Source organism: Streptomyces sp. NPDC028419, from assembly GCF_055565515.1.
Genome location: NZ_JBVHUE010000006.1, coordinates 67,774 through 82,287 on the forward strand (window position 1 = coordinate 67,774; position 14,514 = coordinate 82,287).

General features: G+C 74.3%; 17 protein-coding genes. 8 read left to right on the top strand and 9 right to left on the bottom strand.

Annotated features, from left to right (window positions below; translation table 11 throughout):
* The first annotated feature begins 25 nt into the window (after positions 1 to 25).
* On the top strand, positions 26 to 913 hold the full coding sequence (locus ACZ4UB_RS09370) for a helix-turn-helix domain-containing protein (RefSeq protein ID WP_468069336.1): 888 nt from the start codon (positions 26 to 28) through the stop codon (positions 911 to 913).
* A gap of 18 nt (positions 914 to 931) precedes the next feature.
* Here ACZ4UB_RS09370 and ACZ4UB_RS09375 read toward each other — a convergent pair whose 3' ends face one another.
* The 3 genes from ACZ4UB_RS09375 to ACZ4UB_RS09385 form a co-directional block, all read right to left on the bottom strand.
* Positions 932 to 1,075, bottom strand: coding sequence for a hypothetical protein (locus ACZ4UB_RS09375; protein ID WP_468069338.1), 144 nt, complete (start codon positions 1,073 to 1,075; stop codon positions 932 to 934).
* 291 nt (positions 1,076 to 1,366) lie between these two features.
* Positions 1,367 to 2,707 (bottom strand): carboxyl transferase domain-containing protein, encoded by a 1,341-nt coding sequence (locus tag ACZ4UB_RS09380; RefSeq protein ID WP_468069340.1) that lies wholly within the window; start codon positions 2,705 to 2,707, stop codon positions 1,367 to 1,369.
* A 38-nt stretch (positions 2,708 to 2,745) separates the two neighbouring features.
* Complete coding sequence (locus tag ACZ4UB_RS09385; RefSeq protein ID WP_468069342.1) at positions 2,746 to 3,414, bottom strand: LysE family transporter; 669 nt, start codon at positions 3,412 to 3,414, stop codon at positions 2,746 to 2,748.
* A 69-nt stretch (positions 3,415 to 3,483) separates the two neighbouring features.
* Here ACZ4UB_RS09385 and ACZ4UB_RS09390 point away from each other — a divergent pair, with 69 nt between their 5' ends.
* Complete coding sequence (locus ACZ4UB_RS09390) at positions 3,484 to 3,921, top strand: Lrp/AsnC family transcriptional regulator (protein WP_354380131.1); 438 nt, start codon at positions 3,484 to 3,486, stop codon at positions 3,919 to 3,921.
* Between the two features lie 461 nt (positions 3,922 to 4,382).
* Here ACZ4UB_RS09390 and ACZ4UB_RS09395 read toward each other — a convergent pair whose 3' ends face one another.
* Entirely contained in the window at positions 4,383 to 5,999 is a 1,617-nt protein-coding gene (locus ACZ4UB_RS09395; RefSeq protein WP_468069343.1) for a GAF domain-containing protein, read from the bottom strand.
* A complete protein-coding gene (locus tag ACZ4UB_RS09400) occupies positions 5,996 to 7,033 on the bottom strand; it encodes a rod shape-determining protein (RefSeq protein WP_354381889.1) in 1,038 nt (345 codons plus the stop codon). Before ACZ4UB_RS09400 ends, ACZ4UB_RS09395 begins: the two co-directional genes overlap by 4 nt.
* 230 nt (positions 7,034 to 7,263) lie before the next feature.
* Between ACZ4UB_RS09400 and ACZ4UB_RS09405 the strand changes: the two genes are divergently transcribed.
* The gene (locus ACZ4UB_RS09405) at positions 7,264 to 7,986 is read left to right on the top strand and encodes an esterase/lipase family protein (protein ID WP_468069344.1); all 723 of its coding nucleotides are present in this window, start codon (positions 7,264 to 7,266) and stop codon (positions 7,984 to 7,986) included.
* Between the two features lie 32 nt (positions 7,987 to 8,018).
* Here ACZ4UB_RS09405 and ACZ4UB_RS09410 read toward each other — a convergent pair whose 3' ends face one another.
* The gene (locus ACZ4UB_RS09410; protein WP_468069345.1) at positions 8,019 to 8,612 is read right to left on the bottom strand and encodes a hypothetical protein; all 594 of its coding nucleotides are present in this window, start codon (positions 8,610 to 8,612) and stop codon (positions 8,019 to 8,021) included.
* Positions 8,613 to 8,690: 78 nt separating this feature from the next.
* Here ACZ4UB_RS09410 and ACZ4UB_RS09415 point away from each other — a divergent pair, with 78 nt between their 5' ends.
* Positions 8,691 to 9,446 carry an SCO2400 family protein gene (locus ACZ4UB_RS09415; RefSeq protein ID WP_468069346.1) on the top strand — a complete coding sequence of 252 codons (756 nt, stop codon included), beginning with the start codon at positions 8,691 to 8,693 and terminating at the stop codon, positions 9,444 to 9,446.
* A 26-nt stretch (positions 9,447 to 9,472) separates the two neighbouring features.
* Here the strand turns inward: ACZ4UB_RS09415 and ACZ4UB_RS09420 are convergent, their stop codons facing one another.
* Positions 9,473 to 9,895, bottom strand: coding sequence for a MarR family winged helix-turn-helix transcriptional regulator (locus tag ACZ4UB_RS09420; RefSeq protein ID WP_468069347.1), 423 nt, complete (start codon positions 9,893 to 9,895; stop codon positions 9,473 to 9,475).
* A gap of 91 nt (positions 9,896 to 9,986) precedes the next feature.
* On the opposite strand from ACZ4UB_RS09420, the gene ACZ4UB_RS09425 reads away from it, so the two are divergent.
* From ACZ4UB_RS09425 to ACZ4UB_RS09435, 3 genes are all read left to right on the top strand, one after another.
* Complete coding sequence (locus ACZ4UB_RS09425; protein ID WP_354381884.1) at positions 9,987 to 11,009, top strand: NADP-dependent oxidoreductase; 1,023 nt, start codon at positions 9,987 to 9,989, stop codon at positions 11,007 to 11,009.
* A 65-nt stretch (positions 11,010 to 11,074) separates the two neighbouring features.
* Entirely contained in the window at positions 11,075 to 11,497 is a 423-nt protein-coding gene (locus tag ACZ4UB_RS09430; protein WP_351044105.1) for an organic hydroperoxide resistance protein, read from the top strand.
* A 72-nt stretch (positions 11,498 to 11,569) separates the two neighbouring features.
* A complete protein-coding gene (locus ACZ4UB_RS09435; protein ID WP_468069349.1) occupies positions 11,570 to 12,469 on the top strand; it encodes an EI24 domain-containing protein in 900 nt (299 codons plus the stop codon).
* Here ACZ4UB_RS09435 and ACZ4UB_RS09440 read toward each other — a convergent pair.
* Positions 12,459 to 13,355, bottom strand: a complete 897-nt coding sequence (locus ACZ4UB_RS09440) for an NAD(P)-dependent oxidoreductase (RefSeq protein ID WP_468069350.1) — start codon at positions 13,353 to 13,355, stop codon at positions 12,459 to 12,461. The two genes, ACZ4UB_RS09435 and ACZ4UB_RS09440, sit on opposite strands and share 11 nt — an antisense overlap.
* A gap of 117 nt (positions 13,356 to 13,472) precedes the next feature.
* On the opposite strand from ACZ4UB_RS09440, the gene ACZ4UB_RS09445 reads away from it, so the two are divergent.
* Positions 13,473 to 13,814 carry a winged helix-turn-helix transcriptional regulator gene (locus ACZ4UB_RS09445; RefSeq protein ID WP_468069352.1) on the top strand — a complete coding sequence of 114 codons (342 nt, stop codon included), beginning with the start codon at positions 13,473 to 13,475 and terminating at the stop codon, positions 13,812 to 13,814.
* Here the strand turns inward: ACZ4UB_RS09445 and ACZ4UB_RS09450 are convergent.
* Positions 13,811 to 14,380: a TetR/AcrR family transcriptional regulator gene (locus tag ACZ4UB_RS09450; RefSeq protein WP_468069353.1), complete on the bottom strand. Its 570-nt coding sequence runs from the start codon at positions 14,378 to 14,380 to the stop codon at positions 13,811 to 13,813. The genes ACZ4UB_RS09445 and ACZ4UB_RS09450 overlap by 4 nt on opposite strands.
* Positions 14,381 to 14,514: the final 134 nt, after the last annotated feature.

A 14,514-nucleotide genomic window follows, 5' to 3' on the forward strand; every position in this document is an offset into this window, starting at 1 on the left:
CCGCTCCGAACTGCCGTGTGTCGTCATGGGGGAAGCCTGCCCGGGCCGCGCGGGAGGCGTCTTGTACGTTGTTGACGTGAGCGTCCACGCGTGGCATCCACCGGTCCCCGGCATCGCCGAGGTGTTCCACGCCCGGTTCACCGCACACGCCTACCCCGCCCACGTCCACGACACCTGGACGCTGATGGTCCTCGACGGCGGCCGGGTCGACTTCGCCCTGGAACGCGAACGGCACGGCGTCGGGGTGCCCCGGGCCGGGGCGTCGGACACGGTGATCCTGCTGCCGCCCGGGGTCGCGCACGACGGGCGGACCGTCACCGAGGCGGGCTTCCGCAAGCGGGTGCTCTACCTCGACGCCGACGTCCTGGCCCCCGCGCTGACCGGAGCCGCCGTCGGGTCCCCGCTGCTGCGGGACGCGGTGCTGCGGGAGCGGGTGCACGGGCTGCACCTGCTGCTGGGGGAGGCGGCTTCCGCGCACGAGGGCCCCACGGCCGAGCGGCTGGAGGCGGAGTCCCGGCTCGCCTTCATCGCCCAGCGGCTGCGGGAGCGGCTGAACGGGCGGCAGCGGGAGCCGTACGCGCCCCCGGGCGCGGGGCTCGGCGTGCGGTTGCGCGAGCTCCTGGACGCGCGCCTCGTCGAGGGGATCACCCTGGCGGAGGCGACCGCGGTGCTGGGGCACGTACACCCCACGCACCTGATCCGCGTCTTCCGCCAGGCGTACGGGCTGCCCCCGCACGCCTACCTGACCGGGCGGCGGATCGAGGCCGCGCGGCGGCTGCTGCTCGCGGGGATGGCGCCGGCCGAGGTGGCGGGGGCGGCGGGCTTCTACGACCAGGCCCACCTGACCCGCCACTTCCGGCGGCACGTGGGGACCACCCCGGCGCGCTTCGCCCGTTCCGGCCGCGCCGGCTGAGGCGCACGCGCCCCGGGCTCAGGCGAGCCGGAGGGCGCCGCGGCGGTGCCGGGCCGGCCGGACGTCCGGGTCGCCCGCCCCGGCCGTGCGCACCGCGGCGCGCACGACCGTACGCAGCCGGGCGCGGGCGCGCCGTTCCTCCTGGGCGGCCCAGCGGGCCACCGAGGGGTCGCGCAGCAGCCACGGCAGCCGGCGGGTGACCGACCGGCGGCGGACGGCCGCGGGCCGGACGCGACGGCCCGCCCGCTCCGCCTCGGCGCGCAGCCGGGCGCTGAAGCGCAGGTCGTAGAGGGTGACGGTGAAGATGAGGGGGAGCGGGCCGCCCTGCTGGAGGGCGGCGTCGAGAGACCTGCGGTGGTGGGCGGTGCGTGACAGGGGGGCTCCCGGGTCAGCGCCGCCGGGCGGTTCCCGGCGGTACCTACCGGAAGCCGTGCGGTCCGCGGCCGGGGCGCGTCACGGCTTCGGGGTGACGATGCCGCGCGCCACCCCCAGGTCCACCAGGTCCTGCGGGCGCAGGCGCAGCTGGTCCGCGGTGGCCGGGGCCTGCTCCGCGGGGCGCTTGAGGATGGCCGCCGCCAGCTCCGGCGCGATGACGGAGAAGTAACTGTCCGGGGTGACCCAGGTGTTGCCGGGCGCGGCCAGCGCCAGGGCCCCGCCCGAACCGCCCTCGCCGATCAGCAGGGTGGTCACCGCCACCGTGGCCGCCGCCAGCGCGGCGAAGGCGTCCGCGATGGCCGCGCCCGCCCCGGCGTGTTCGGCCGCCGCGTCGTTGGCGGCGCCCGGGGTGTCGATCAGGGTCAGCACCGGCACCCCGAGCCGGTCCGCGAGGCGGATGACGCGGGCGGCCGTCCGGTACCCGGCCGGGCGGATCGCGGTGCCGCACTGGGCGGCGTACGCGACGGCCCGGCCCGCGCGCAGCCCGAAGCCGCACAGCATCCCCGGATCGGTACCGCCCGCCCGGTCCCCGGAGAGGGGCAGCCGCAGGTCGAAATGGGCGTCCAGGTACGCGAGGGCGTGCGGCCGACCCGGATGACGGGCCTGGCGCACGGCTTCCCACCCGGTCGCCGGCGGCGGTACGTCCGCCAGCGCGGCCGGGGGATCGACCGGCCCGGGGTGCGGCGAACCGAGCAGGCGCAGCCAGTCGCCGACGGTCCGGGCGAGTTCCCCGGCCGGCACGACGGCGTCCACGTGCCCGGCGGCGTACTGGGCCTCGGCGGTGTAGGCGGCCGGATCCGCGTCGGCCGGGCGCACCCGGGACCCGGCGAAGCCGACCTGTGCGCCGGGCAGGGCCAGTACGACGTCCGCGCCGGCGCCGAGGGTGGCCCAGCCGCCGCCGGTCGTCGGGTCGCGCAGCACGGCGATCTGCGGCAGCCCGGCGGCCCGGTTGAGGACGGACTGGCGCGCCACGCGCTGGAGTTGGGTCAGCGCCAGCATGCCCTCCTGCATCCGGGAGCCGCCGGTGGCGATCAGGGAGAGGAGGGGGAGGCGGTGGGCCCGGGCGTGGGCGTAGGCGGCTTCGAGGCGGTCGCCGGTGCGCTCGCCGAGAGAGCCGCCGAGGAAGCCGAACTCGAAGGAGATCAGGGCGGTTTCGCGCCCGCCGACGCGGGCGGTGCCGGTGACGACGGACTCCCGCTCGCCGGTACGGGCGGCCGCGCGGGCCCGGGAGTCGTCGTAACCGTCCCAGCCGAGCGGTCCGTCCGGGCGGGACTCCCGCTCGGGGACCGGGAGTTCGGTGAAGCTGTCGGGGTCGCAGACGGAGTCGATGGCGGCGCGGGCCGAGAGGCGGGTCGTCACGGCGCCAGCGTACTGGGTGGTCGGACGGCCGGGCGGGGTCAGGGGAGGGGCAGGGCGATCTTGACCGCGTAGAGGGCGATCAGGCCGTAGCCGAGCCGGAAGGTCCAGGCGCGGGCGGCGTCGGAGATCCTGCTCCCGGCGAAGGAGCCCACGGCGGCGAGCAGTTGCTGCCACAGGAGGGAGGCGAGGAGCACGCCCCCGACGAAGGCGGCTCCGGCGGGACCGGTGCCGATGCGGGCGCCCTGGGCGGTGGTGAGGGCGGCGAAGTAGAGGGCGGTGGTGGGGTTCACGGCGGTGAGGCCGACGTACCGGGTGAAGGCCCGGCGCGCGGTGGCGGTGGCGGTGATCGTCGCGGTGGCCGTGGCTCCGGGGGCGGCAGCGGGGGCTCCGGTTCCGGCGGGATCGGGGGGTGCGGGGGAGCGGTGGTGGCGCCACAGGCCGTGGGCGGCGATCGTCAGGAGGATCGCGGCGGACAGCAGGCGCACCCAGGCCTCGACCGGGGCCAGGGACGCCGCGACCCACGGGCCGAGCGCCGTGGCCAGGGCGGCGTAGGCGAAGTCGACCACGGCGATTCCCGCGGCCCCGGCGACCGCCGCGCGGCGCGAGCGCATCGCCTCCTGGAGCAGGAGCACGCTCATGGCGCCCATCGGCATCGCGACGCCCAGTCCGGCGGCCGCGCCGGCGAGGGCGGGGTTCATCAGGTCCATGGGCCGAGCATCGGGCGGCCGGGGCGCGGGACGGCGGTGGATATCGGCCGTGGCTGCGACAATCGCGGTATGGACCGCCTCGACAGGGAGATCCTCGGCATCCTCCAGCAGGATGCGCGGATCTCCTACCGCGACCTCGGCGTCCGCGTCGGGCTCAGCGCCAACGCCACCGCCGACCGGGTGCGCCGGATGCGCCGCGACGGGGTGATCCTCGCCTTCACCACCGTCGTGGACCCGGCCGCCGACACCCGCGGCGGCCTCGTCGTCTTCATCGACGTCACGCTGCGGCCCGACACCACCAACGAGGAGTTCGAGCAGCGGGTGACCCGCCTGCCCGGGATCACCGAGGTGGTGCACGTGACGGGCGAGCACGACTACCTCGTCCGTGCCAGGGCCGCCGACCCGGCGGCGCTGGACACCCTGCTGCGCCGGCTCAAGCGGGAGGCCGGGGTGGCCCAGTCCAGCACCCGCATCGCCCTGCGCGCCGCCAGCCGGCCCCAGCCCTAGGCCCTGTTCCGCACGGCTGCCTCGCCCCCCCCTCAGCCTCGCCGAACCCAGCCTCGCCGGCGTTTGAGGCGCGGGGTCTGGGGCGGAGCCCCAGGAGCCCCGCAGGGGACAACGGCCCTGGCGGGCCGCCCCGGGCTCCGCCCGGACCCGCGCCTCAAACGCCGGCGAGGCTGAGAGTGGCCCGGCCCAGGGAGCCCCGGTGAGGCTGAGGGTGGCCCGGCCCAGGGAGCCTCGGTGAGGCTGAGGGTGGCCCGGCCCAGGGAGCCTCGGTGAGGCTGAGGGTGGCCCGGCTCAGGGAGCCTTGGTGAGGCTGAGGGTGGCCCGGCTCAGGGAGCCTCGGTGAGGCTGAGAGTGGCCCGGCCCAGGGAGCCTCGGTGAGGCTGGATGTGGCCCGGCCCAGGGAGCTCCGGTGAGGCTGGATGTGGTGCGGCGCTGGGAGTGGGGGTGGCGCCCCCGCCGCGCTACAGCGCCGATCGCCAGGTCACTTCCGTGCCGCGGGCGCCCGGGTCCGTGATGCCGTCGTCCGAGACGGTGAGGGTGACCCGGCCGGGGCCGGCGGTGGTCTCCGCCTCCGCCGTCACGGTGACCTCGATCGAGGTGACCTCGCTGCGCCGGTGCGCCGCGGCCAGCGCTCCGCGCAGGGCCGCCAGCAGGGAGGCCGCCACCGGATCGGAGAGCAGCGCGTCCACCGCCCCGGTGAAGTGCACCGACGGTTGGAAGCCGAAGAGGACCGCCGCGCCCCCGGTCTCCCGCAGCACCCGTCCGCGAAAGGTGGTCGGCGCGTCGGTGGGCGGCTGCTGGAGGGCGAAGATGGCGGTGCGCACCTCCTGGATGGTGGAGTCCAGCTCGTCCACCGCCCGGCCCAGCTCCTCGCCGACCGTGTCCCCGGACGGCGCGGTGGAGGACCGGCGGCGCGTGCTCTCCAGCATCATCTCCGTCGCGAACAGCCGCTGGACCACCAGGTCGTGCAGGTCCCGGGCGATCCGGTCGCGGTCCTCGTAGACGGCCAGCTGCTCGCGGTCGTACTGCGCGTCCGCGAGGACGAGCGCCAGCGCGGCCTGGGAGGCGAACTGCGAGGCCAGCAGCCGGTCCACGGCGTCGTACGGCTTCCCGCCCCGGTGCCGGGGGAGCGCCAGCGTGCCGATCAGCTGCCCGCCGCTCTGCAGCGGGAGCATCATGCTCGGTCCGAACCGCACCCGGACGTGCGTGGTCATCCGGGGGTCGGTCGCCGAATCGTCTATGAAGACGGGCTCGCCGCCGAGCAGTTGTTCCAGGACGGCCGAGCCGGGCGCGATCGCCGTGCCGACCAGGTCCCCGGGATCGCCCTCGGTGGAGGCGGCCACGATCTCCATGCCGCCCACCGCGGTGGGCTGGAGCACCACACCGGCCGCCGCGTCCGCGAGGATCCGGGCCCGCTCGGCCACGCACATGAGCGCGTCGGCGGCCGGGCGCCCCGCGAGCAGGGTGGTGGTCACGGCGGCCGCGCCCTCGATCCAGCGCTCCCGGCGGCGCGCGGTCTCGTACAGCCGGGCGTTGCCGATCGCTATGCCCGCCTGCGCGGCCAGGACCCGGACGAGCGCGAGGTCGTCCTCGGTGAAGGCTCCGCCGCCGCGCTTCTCGGTGAGGTAGAGGTTGCCGAAGACCTCGGTGTGCACCCGGATGGGCACGCCGAGGAAGGTGTGCATCGGCGGGTGGCCGGGCGGGAAGCCGGCCGCGCGCGGATCCTTGCCGAGCTCGGTGATCAGCAGCGGGCGCGGATCGCTGATGAGCGTGCCGAGCAGGCCCGAGCGGCCGTCCGGCAGCCGGGGGATCGCGTTCCGCTCGGCCTCGGTCATCCCCGCCGTGAACAGCTCGGTGAGCCGGACGTGCTCGGGGTCGACGACCCCGAGCGCTCCGTAGCGCGCCGCGCACAGCTCGGCCGCCGAGTCGACGATGTGCTGGAGGGTGGCGTGCAGCTCCAGGTCGGAACCGACGCTGAGCACCGCCTCCAGCAGGACCGGGAGTCCCGCTTCCGGATCGCCCGACCGGTCCGACCGGTCGGGCCGCTCCGGCTGGTCCGCCCGGCTCGTCCGGTTCATTCGGCCAAGGGGTTCAGAACCATGGGGGTGATCTTCCCTTCGAGCATCGCGCCGAGACCGAGTACGGCGCACACGTCCGGCCGTTCCGCGATGTGCACGGGCATCCCGGTGGCGTCGCGCAGCATCTGGTCCAGGCCGGGCAGCAGGGCGCTGCCACCCACCATCATGATCCCCCGGTCCGTCAGGTCGGCGACCAGGTCGGGCGGGCAGTCCCGCAGCACCTTGCCGATTCCGTCCATGACGGCGGTCAGCGGGGTGTGGATGGCATCGCGCACCGCGGCCGTGTCCACCTGCACGGAACGTGCCAGTCCGGTCGCGACGTCGCGGCCGTGGATCAGGGTGGAGGCGGGGCCGTCCTGGGTGATGCCGTTGCCGTGCAGGGCCAGTTGGAGCGGCCGGACCGCCTGGCTCGGCAGCATCAGCTCGTGCGCGTGGCGCAGGTGCTGGACGACGGCGTGGTCGATGGCGTCGCCGCCCACCGGAACGCGCTCGGCGGTGACGATCGAGCCGAGCGAGAGCACCGCGACCTGAGTGGCCGCGGCCCCGCACACCATGATCATCGTCGCGGTCGGCTGCTCCACGGGCAGGCCGCAGCCGACGGCCGCCGCGATCAGGGTGTCCACCAGCTCGACCCGCCGGGCGCCGAGCCCGACCAGGGTCTCCACGGTCGCCCGCTGGGCCAGCGGGTCCGCGTCGTGCGGGGTGCAGGCGGCGGCGCGCAGCCGGGGCTTGCGGCGCAGGGCGCGCCGCAGCTTCTCGCCGAGGAGGTGACGCAGCATCCGCTGGGCCATCTCGATGTCGACGACGGTTCCGCCGGAGACGGGGCGGACCACCCGGATGTAGTCCGGTGTGCGCCCGGTCATCCGTTCGGCGAAGGTTCCTACGGCGATGAGGGCGCCGGTCCGCGTGTTCACGGCGGCGACACTCGGCTCGTCGACGACCAGGCCGGCGCCCTTCACGTAGACGCGGGTCCTGGCGGCCCCGAGGTCGACGGCGACGTGGCAGCGGCGCAGCTGCTCAAGACTGACGGTCACGGCAGGTCCTCCCGAGAGCGCTGATGCGAGGGCCGATGAATACCGGCCGCAATCAGTATCTTCTGGGGTAATTCGGACATATTGCCCGTTGTGATGCTCCGGTCGTGGTGCGGTCAGGGGCTCTCCGGGGCCCGCGAGGGTGCTGCACGGGGGTGGTTTTCTGTACCGACAGGCGACACGATGCCCCCACATTCCGTGCTACCCGTGCGTAACAAGGTAAGGGGGACCCGATGCTGACGGCCCGCCAGAAGTTCCTGACCCTTCTGACGCTCTGCCTGACCTGCTGCCTCGCGCTCGTGGCGCCGCTCCCGGCCCAGGCGGCGCACCGGGCCGAGCTCCGGGCCGCCGCCCCGGCGGTGCGCCACGTGCCGGTGATCTTCGTCCACGGTTACAACGCGGACCCCGGGGTGTGGGGCGCGCTGCGCGAGGACCTGCGCGCCGCCGGGTACGCGGACGCGGAGCTCTTCTCCTGGGGCTACGACACCCACCAGTCCGTCAACGAGGTGCTCTCGGGCCGCTTCGCCACCTACGTCGAGGAGGTCCGCCGCCAGACCGGCGCCGCCCGGGTCGACGTGGTCGCGCACTCCTTCGGCTCGCTCGTCACCCGCTGGTACGTGAAGTTCGGCGGCGGGGCCCCCGTCGTCGACCACTGGATCTCGCTCGCCGGACCCAACCACGGCACCTACATCAGCTGGGGCTGCGTCATCTGGGACCAGGCCTGTCGTGACATGAGCCCCGGCTCCTACGTGCAGAAGAAGCTCGCGGAGGGCGACGAGACGCCCGGCGCGGTCTCGTACGCGACCTTCTGGTCCTCCTGCGACGAGGTCATCAACCCCGACAGCAGTGTGGCCCTCGCCGGCGCCCTGAACACCCACGCGGGCTGCCTCAAGCACAACGACTTCCTCGGCGACGACGGGGTCTCGGCCGGGGTCCGCGCCTTCCTGGGCACGTGAGGTGACGGTCGCGCGAGGCCCCGGTCCGCCGGCTACGCGTGCGCGACCCGCTGGAGCAGGCCGTAGGTGAACTCCGCCACGCAGGGGCGCGCCGCCCCGGTGGCGTCGGGCCCGGTGAAGGCCAGTCGCCACCGGGTCGGCGCGGTGCCCTCCATCGGGCGGGCGGGCGCGAAGGCCCGCGCCACCTCGTCCACCGTCGCCGACCACGGCAGCAGGTCGTCCAGGGTCGCCAGTACGGGCCCGGGCGCGCCCGGCGCCCGTACGAGCCACTCGTTCCACACCGCCCCGTCCGGCGCGGCCAGCACCTCGAAGCGCAGGTCGGGCCAGAGCGGTACGGGCCACAGCAGCGCCTCGCACTCCAGGTCCCCGATGCTGCGCCGGGCCACCGATTCGGCCGGACCCAGCACCGAGCGGTAGCGGCTCAGCGCCCCGCGCGCCCGGGGCGAGCGGACCATCGCCTGCCACCGCTTGTTCGCCTCCCGCTGCTCGGCGAGGGAGGCTCCGAGCCGGATCCGGGCCCGGTCGGCGAGCTCGGGCTGGAAGTCGGACATCCGGCGCAACAGCACCAACTGGAAGTCCTCCGGGCCGAAGCGGGGCGTGGGACGGGAGGCGGGGGCGGCGGCCATGTGCCCCAGAATTGCACACAGGATCCTTACACCCCCGCGATACGGATGTTGCAGACGACCACGTAGCCTGCGGGCCCCATGGACTATTGCCACGCCTGCCGGAGACACCTCAACGGCGCACTGGCGTGCGCCGGCTGCGGAACTCCGATCGAGTACCTGACCGACACGCCCGCGCCCGCCGCACCGCCCGGGTACGCCGGCCAGCCCGCCCACCCCGACGGCCCCACCGCGCAGTTCGCCGCCGTGCCCGGTGCCGCCGCGCCCGGCGCCGTTTCCTACGGCGCCCTTCCCTACGGCGGCGCCCCGGCCGGCGCCGCGGGAGAGGACGCGCAGGCGAGCCGCCGCGCCGGAGCCCGCCGTCGGGTGCACCGGCGTCGCCGCCGGACCGCCCTGACCATGGGGCTGGGCCTGGTGCTCGCCGTCGGGGTCACCTTCGCGCTGGCCCGGCTCACGACCGACGGGCGGCAGGGCTCGTCCGACGTCATGCTCAAGGACGGCGCGGGCGCGCAGCAGCCGCTCTCGACCCGGGACCCTTCGGACACGGGCGCGTCCCAGCCCTCAGGGAGCGCCTCGGCGAAGCCCAGCGCCTCGGCCTCGGCCAGCCCGTCGGCCAGCGCCTCCCGCTCCGCGAGCGCCTCGGCCTCGGCGAGCGCCTCGGCCTCGGCCCGGCCGTCGGCCAGCACCTCCGGGCCGGACGGGCCGGTGGGCCCGAGCACGTCGACGCGGTCCCCGCAGAGCCCCTCGGCCTCCACGAAGCCCTCCAAGAAGCCGAAGCCCTCGCCGAGCCCGTCGCAGACCGACCCGGACGAGTGCTGGCCCTGGTGGTGGTGCTGAGCCGATGCGCGGGGCCGGCCGGGAGGTCAGCCCAGCATCAGCTTGAGCAGGTCCCGCAGGACCGCCCGCTCGGCCGCGGAGAGCCCGGCCAGCGGCTCCCGCGCGAAGTCGAGCGACTCGCGCAGCCGGTCGGCGGTCTGTAGTCCCTCGTCGGTGGCGGCGGCCAGCTTCACCCGCCGGTCGGCCGGGTCGGGGCGGCGCTCGACCAGGCCCCGGCCCTCCAGCCGGTCGATGATGCCGGTCACGTTGGACGGCTCGCACTTGAGCTTCTGGGCGATCCTGCGCATGGGCAGCGGCTCCAGGGAGAGCAGCCCCAGGACGCGCGCCTGGGCGCCGGTCAGCTGGTGGCTGGCGGCCGCGTGCTCGTACTCCTCGTGGTAGCGGGCCACGACGGTGCCGATGAGTTCGACGACCTCGACGGTCAGGGGGTCCGTGCGACGACTGGGCATGGAACCAGCGTACCCATTTACTTGACAACATGAAATATCCAGGAGCATGGTTGTTTCAGGTCGTTAAGTAATTTCTCTCCGGGAGCGCTTCATGTCTGAGATTCCTGCCGTCAGCCGCGAGTGGCATCTGGTCGCCCGTCCGCAGGGCTGGCCCGTCGCCACCGACTTCGCGCTGCGCGAGGTGCCGCTCTCGGCGACCCCCGGGGCCGGCCGCATCCTCGTCCGCAACCTCCACATGTCGGTGGACCCGTACATGCGCGGCCGGATGAACGACGTGAAGTCGTACATCCCGCCGTTCCAGCTCGACGCCCCGATGGACGGCGGCGCGGTCGGCGAGGTCGTCGCCTCCGCCGCCGAGGGCTTCGAGGTCGGGGACCACGTCCTGCACGGACTGGGCTGGCGCGAGTACGCGGAGTTCGACGCGAAGCACGCCGTCAAGGTGGACGCCTCGCTCGCCCCGCTCTCCGCCTACCTGGGCGTGCTCGGCATGCCGGGCATGACCGCCTACGCGGGCCTCTTCGAGGTCGCCTCCTTCAAGGAGGGGGACTCCGTCTTCGTCTCCGGCGCGGCGGGCGCGGTCGGCAGCCTCGTCGGCCAGTTCGCGAAGATCAAGGGCGCGTCCCGGGTGATCGGCTCGGCCGGTTCGGACGAGAAGGTGACCACCCTCACGGAGAAGTACGGCTTCGACGCCGCCTTCAACTACAAGAACGGCCCCGTCGCCGAGCAGCTGAAGGAGGCCGCCCCCGAGGGCATCGACGTCTACTTCGACAACGTCGGCGGCGACCACCTGGAAGCGGCCATCAGCTCCCTCAACGTGCACGGCCGGGCCACCCTGTGCGGCGCGATCGCGCAGTACAACGCCACCGAGCCGACCCCCGGCCCGCGCAACCTCGCGTTGGTCATCGGCAAGCGGCTGCGGCTCCAGGGCATCCTCGTCGGCGACCACGCCGGCCTCCAGCAGCAGTTCGTCCAGGACGTGGCCGGATGGCTGCGTTCCGGTGAGCTGACCTACGACGAGACGGTCGTCGAGGGCGTGGAGAACGCGGCCGAGGCGTTCCTGGGTCTGCTGCGCGGTGACAACACCGGAAAGATGATCGTTTCTTTCACCGGTTAGGCTCACCCCAGACCGTCGCGATCGTGGGCGCGAGTCGCGGCGACTTACCAGGAGGATTTCCTTACATGTCGATCCAGCAGTCCGACGTCGTCTACACCGCTGTCGCCACCGCCGAGAACGGCCGTGACGGCCGCGTCGCCACCAGCGACGGTCAGCTCGACGTCGTCGTGAACCCGCCGAAGGAGATGGGCGGCAGCGGCGCCGGCACCAACCCGGAGGCGCTCTTCGCCGCCGGTTACAGCGCCTGCTTCCAGGGTGCGCTCGGCGTCGTCGCCCGCAACGAGAAGGCCGACATCTCCGGCTCCACCGTCACCGCCGAGGTCGGCATCGGCAAGAACGACGAGGGCTTCGGCATCATCGTCAAGATCTCGGCCTCCATCCCGAACGTGGACGCCGCCACCGCCAAGGACCTCATCGAGAAGGCCCACCAGGTCTGCCCGTACTCCAAGGCGACCCGCGGCAACATCACCGTCGAGCTGGCGGTCTGATCTCCGCACCCAGTACGCAGCACGGGCCGCACCCCCGCCGAGGGGGTGCGGCCCGCGCCGTAAGCTGGCCCGATGAGTGATCTTGCGGGGGGATTCCGCTATCTACTGGCCGGGCAGCGCTGGGTGCTGGGACACGGGCGTTGGCTCGGCTTCGGCCTGCTGCCGGGACTGGTGTCCCTGGTCCTGTACGCGGGCGCGATGATCGGGCTCGGCTTCGGCGCCGACGACTTCGTCGCTTGGGTGACCCCCTTCGCCGACGACTGGTCCTCGCCCTGGCTCGCGGTCTTCCGCGGCTTCCTGACCGCCCTGGTCTTCGGGCTCGGCCTCTTCCTCGCGGTGATCACCTTCACCGCGGTGACCCTGCTGATCGGCCAGCCGTTCTACGAGTCCCTCTCCGAGGAGGTCGACCGCGGCGAGGGCGGCGAGGTGCCCGAATCCGGTCTCTCCCTGTGGCGGGAGCTGTGGATCTCGGCCCGCGACAGCGTGCGGCTGCTCGGGCGGGTGCTCCTCTACGGGGTCCTGCTCTTCGCCCTCGGCTTCATCCCGGTGATCGGGCAGACCGTCGTCCCCGCCCTCGGCTTCTGCGTCTCCGGCTACTTCCTCACCCAGGAGCTGACCAGCATCGCCCTCATGCGCCGCCGGGTGGAGCTCCCCGGGCAGCTCGCCCTGCTGCGGTCGCGACGGATGCTGGCCCTCGGCTTCGGCGTACCGCTGGTGCTGGCCTTCATCGTGCCGCTGGTGGCGGTGTTCCTGATGCCCGGCGCGGTCGCGGGCGCCACCCTGATGGTCCGGGACCTCACCGCGGACCCGGAGCCCGACTCCGGCGGCGGCGCCGGCGCGGGCGAGGGCGCCCGCGCGGAGGGCTTCGGCCCGCCGCCCGAGGACTACGGTCCGCCGGCCACGGCATACGGAACCCAGCCCGCGGGATACGGCCGCCCGACCGGCGGGGTCGACGGCGGCTTCAACGGCTGAGCAGCTCGATCGCGCCGGCCGTGTCCTCGGCCCCGTGCGCGGGGTCCGCGGCCAGCCGGCGCGCCATCAGCTCCAGATAGGGGGCGATCAGCTCCGCGCTGACCCCCTGTTCCTCGGCCGTGCGCAGCAGCGTCGGGGAGCCCGCCACCTGCATGGCGAGGTGGGAGACCACCCCCGAGGTGAAGTCGCCCGACTCCAGCCGCTCGGCCGCCCCCGGTACGAAGTGCCCCATCGCGCCCAGCCACTCCGACAGCAGCGGGGCCAGGGACGAGGGTGCGATCCCCTCGCTCCGGATCAGCGCGTAGGCGTGCGAGACCCCGGCGAACAGCCCGTACATCGCGCTCAGCAGGGCCACGTCGTGCAGGGCCGCGTGCCCGGGGTCCGTGCCGACGAACCGGGCCCCGGCCGGGACCTCCAGGGCCGCGCGGTGCTCCTCGTACAGCTCCCGCGCGCCGCTGTAGAAGACGTAGCCCCCGGCCCCGGGGACGCCGATCATCGGCGGCACCGCCATGATCCCGCCGTCCAGGAAGCGGGCCCCGCGGGCCGCGGCCAGGGCGGCCAGGGCCCGCGCGGCCGCCGGGGTGCCGGTGGTCAGGTCCACCAGGTCCTTGCCCGCCAGGTCGACCCCGTCCAGGGCCTCCTCCACCGAGGCGTCGTCCAGCAGGCACAGGACCACCAGCGTGCCCGCGGCCACCGCGTCGGCGGCACTGGCGGCGACCGCGGCGCCCTCGGCGGCGAGCGCCGCGGTGCGGGCGGGCGTGCGGTTCCAGACGGTCAGGGGGTGCCCGGCGGCGAGCCAGGCGCGGGCCAGGGCGGAGCCCATGGCCCCGGTGCCGAGCAGGGTGACATGGGTAGGTGCGGACGGTGTGGTGTGTGTCGTGGTCATGGCCCTTAGCCTTGGGGCGGGCCGAAGGATGATCAAGTACGTACTTCGAAGTGGGTGCTTACCCCGAGGTGGGTGCCCACCCGCGGGTGCGTGCGCGGGCGAGGGGGAGGACGCGGGATGGCGGCGACGAGCAGGCCGGGATCGAGCCACTGCGGGATCGACGCGGCGATGGACGTCATCGGCGGCAAGTGGAAGGTGCTCATCCTGTGGGCCCTGGGCGAGGCGCCGCGGCGCTTCGGCGCGCTGCGCAGGCTGATCCCCAACGTCACCGAGAAGGTGCTCGCCGCGCAGCTGCGCGAGCTGGAGGCCGACGGCATCGTGCACCGCGAGGCGTACGACGAGGTCCCGCCCCGCGTCGAGTACTCCCTGACCCCGCTGGGCATCGAGCTGAACGAGGCGCTGGCCCCGCTGGGCGCCTGGGGCCGCACGCACCTCGTATCCAGCGCCCCGACGGCTTAGGCCCCCCGCAGCAGGGTCAGGAAGGACCGGAAGGCCGCCGGCATGTCCACCGATTCCGGGGCCAGCAGCCACTGGTACTGGAGGCCGTCCATGACCGCGGTGAGCAGGGGCGCCGCCTCCTCGGGGGTGAGTCCCGACGGCAACCGGTCGCCGAACTCCGCGCGCAGCGCCGCGCCCATTTCCCCGCGCACCTGCGCGTAGCGCTCGGTGAAGAACTCCCGCGCCGGGTGCTCGTCCGTCACGCTCTCGCCCAGCAGCGCCGAGAAGGTCTGCACGATCCCGGGGCGCATCGCGTTGTACTCCACCAGCGAGGCCAGCAGGTCCAGGCGCCAGTGCTCGCCCGAGGTCCGCGAGCCGCCGCCGGTGTCCCAGCGGTCGCGCTCCTCCAGGACCGCGACCAGGAGGGACTCCTTGGTGGGGAAGTAGTGCAGCAGGCCCTGCTGGGTGAGCCCCACCCGCTCGGCCACGGAGGCCAGGGACGCGCCCCGGTAGCCGCGTTCCGCGATGACCTCGACCGCGGCGCGCAGGATGTCCCCGCGCCGCTCCTCGCTCCTGGCCCTGGCCATCCGTCCCGCCTTCCTCCGTGTCGATCGCGCCAGCAGGACCGTACGCCATGTCCGTGAAATAACGAACACATCACGAACCCTACCGTTCTACAGGGAACAGGTCCACGATGGGGTCACCCGCACCCAGCAGCACC

What these genes read in the sequence shown, in the direction of transcription:
- ACZ4UB_RS09370 (WP_468069336.1), top strand. Translation starts at nt 26, where the DNA reads ATGGGGGAAGCCTGCCCGGGCCGCGCGGGAGGCGTCTTGTACGTTGTT.
- ACZ4UB_RS09385 (WP_468069342.1), bottom strand. Translation starts at nt 3,414, where the DNA reads ATGGACCTGATGAACCCCGCCCTCGCCGGCGCGGCCGCCGGACTGGGC.
- ACZ4UB_RS09390 (WP_354380131.1), top strand. Translation starts at nt 3,484, where the DNA reads ATGGACCGCCTCGACAGGGAGATCCTCGGCATCCTCCAGCAGGATGCG.
- ACZ4UB_RS09395 (WP_468069343.1), bottom strand. Translation starts at nt 5,999, where the DNA reads ATGAACCGGACGAGCCGGGCGGACCAGCCGGAGCGGCCCGACCGGTCG.
- ACZ4UB_RS09405 (WP_468069344.1), top strand. Translation starts at nt 7,264, where the DNA reads ATGCTGACGGCCCGCCAGAAGTTCCTGACCCTTCTGACGCTCTGCCTG.
- ACZ4UB_RS09410 (WP_468069345.1), bottom strand. Translation starts at nt 8,612, where the DNA reads ATGGCCGCCGCCCCCGCCTCCCGTCCCACGCCCCGCTTCGGCCCGGAG.
- ACZ4UB_RS09415 (WP_468069346.1), top strand. Translation starts at nt 8,691, where the DNA reads ATGGACTATTGCCACGCCTGCCGGAGACACCTCAACGGCGCACTGGCG.
- ACZ4UB_RS09420 (WP_468069347.1), bottom strand. Translation starts at nt 9,895, where the DNA reads ATGCCCAGTCGTCGCACGGACCCCCTGACCGTCGAGGTCGTCGAACTC.
- ACZ4UB_RS09425 (WP_354381884.1), top strand. Translation starts at nt 9,987, where the DNA reads ATGTCTGAGATTCCTGCCGTCAGCCGCGAGTGGCATCTGGTCGCCCGT.
- ACZ4UB_RS09430 (WP_351044105.1), top strand. Translation starts at nt 11,075, where the DNA reads ATGTCGATCCAGCAGTCCGACGTCGTCTACACCGCTGTCGCCACCGCC.
- ACZ4UB_RS09435 (WP_468069349.1), top strand. Translation starts at nt 11,570, where the DNA reads ATGAGTGATCTTGCGGGGGGATTCCGCTATCTACTGGCCGGGCAGCGC.
- ACZ4UB_RS09440 (WP_468069350.1), bottom strand. Translation starts at nt 13,355, where the DNA reads ATGACCACGACACACACCACACCGTCCGCACCTACCCATGTCACCCTG.
- ACZ4UB_RS09445 (WP_468069352.1), top strand. Translation starts at nt 13,473, where the DNA reads ATGGCGGCGACGAGCAGGCCGGGATCGAGCCACTGCGGGATCGACGCG.
- ACZ4UB_RS09450 (WP_468069353.1), bottom strand. Translation starts at nt 14,380, where the DNA reads ATGGCCAGGGCCAGGAGCGAGGAGCGGCGCGGGGACATCCTGCGCGCC.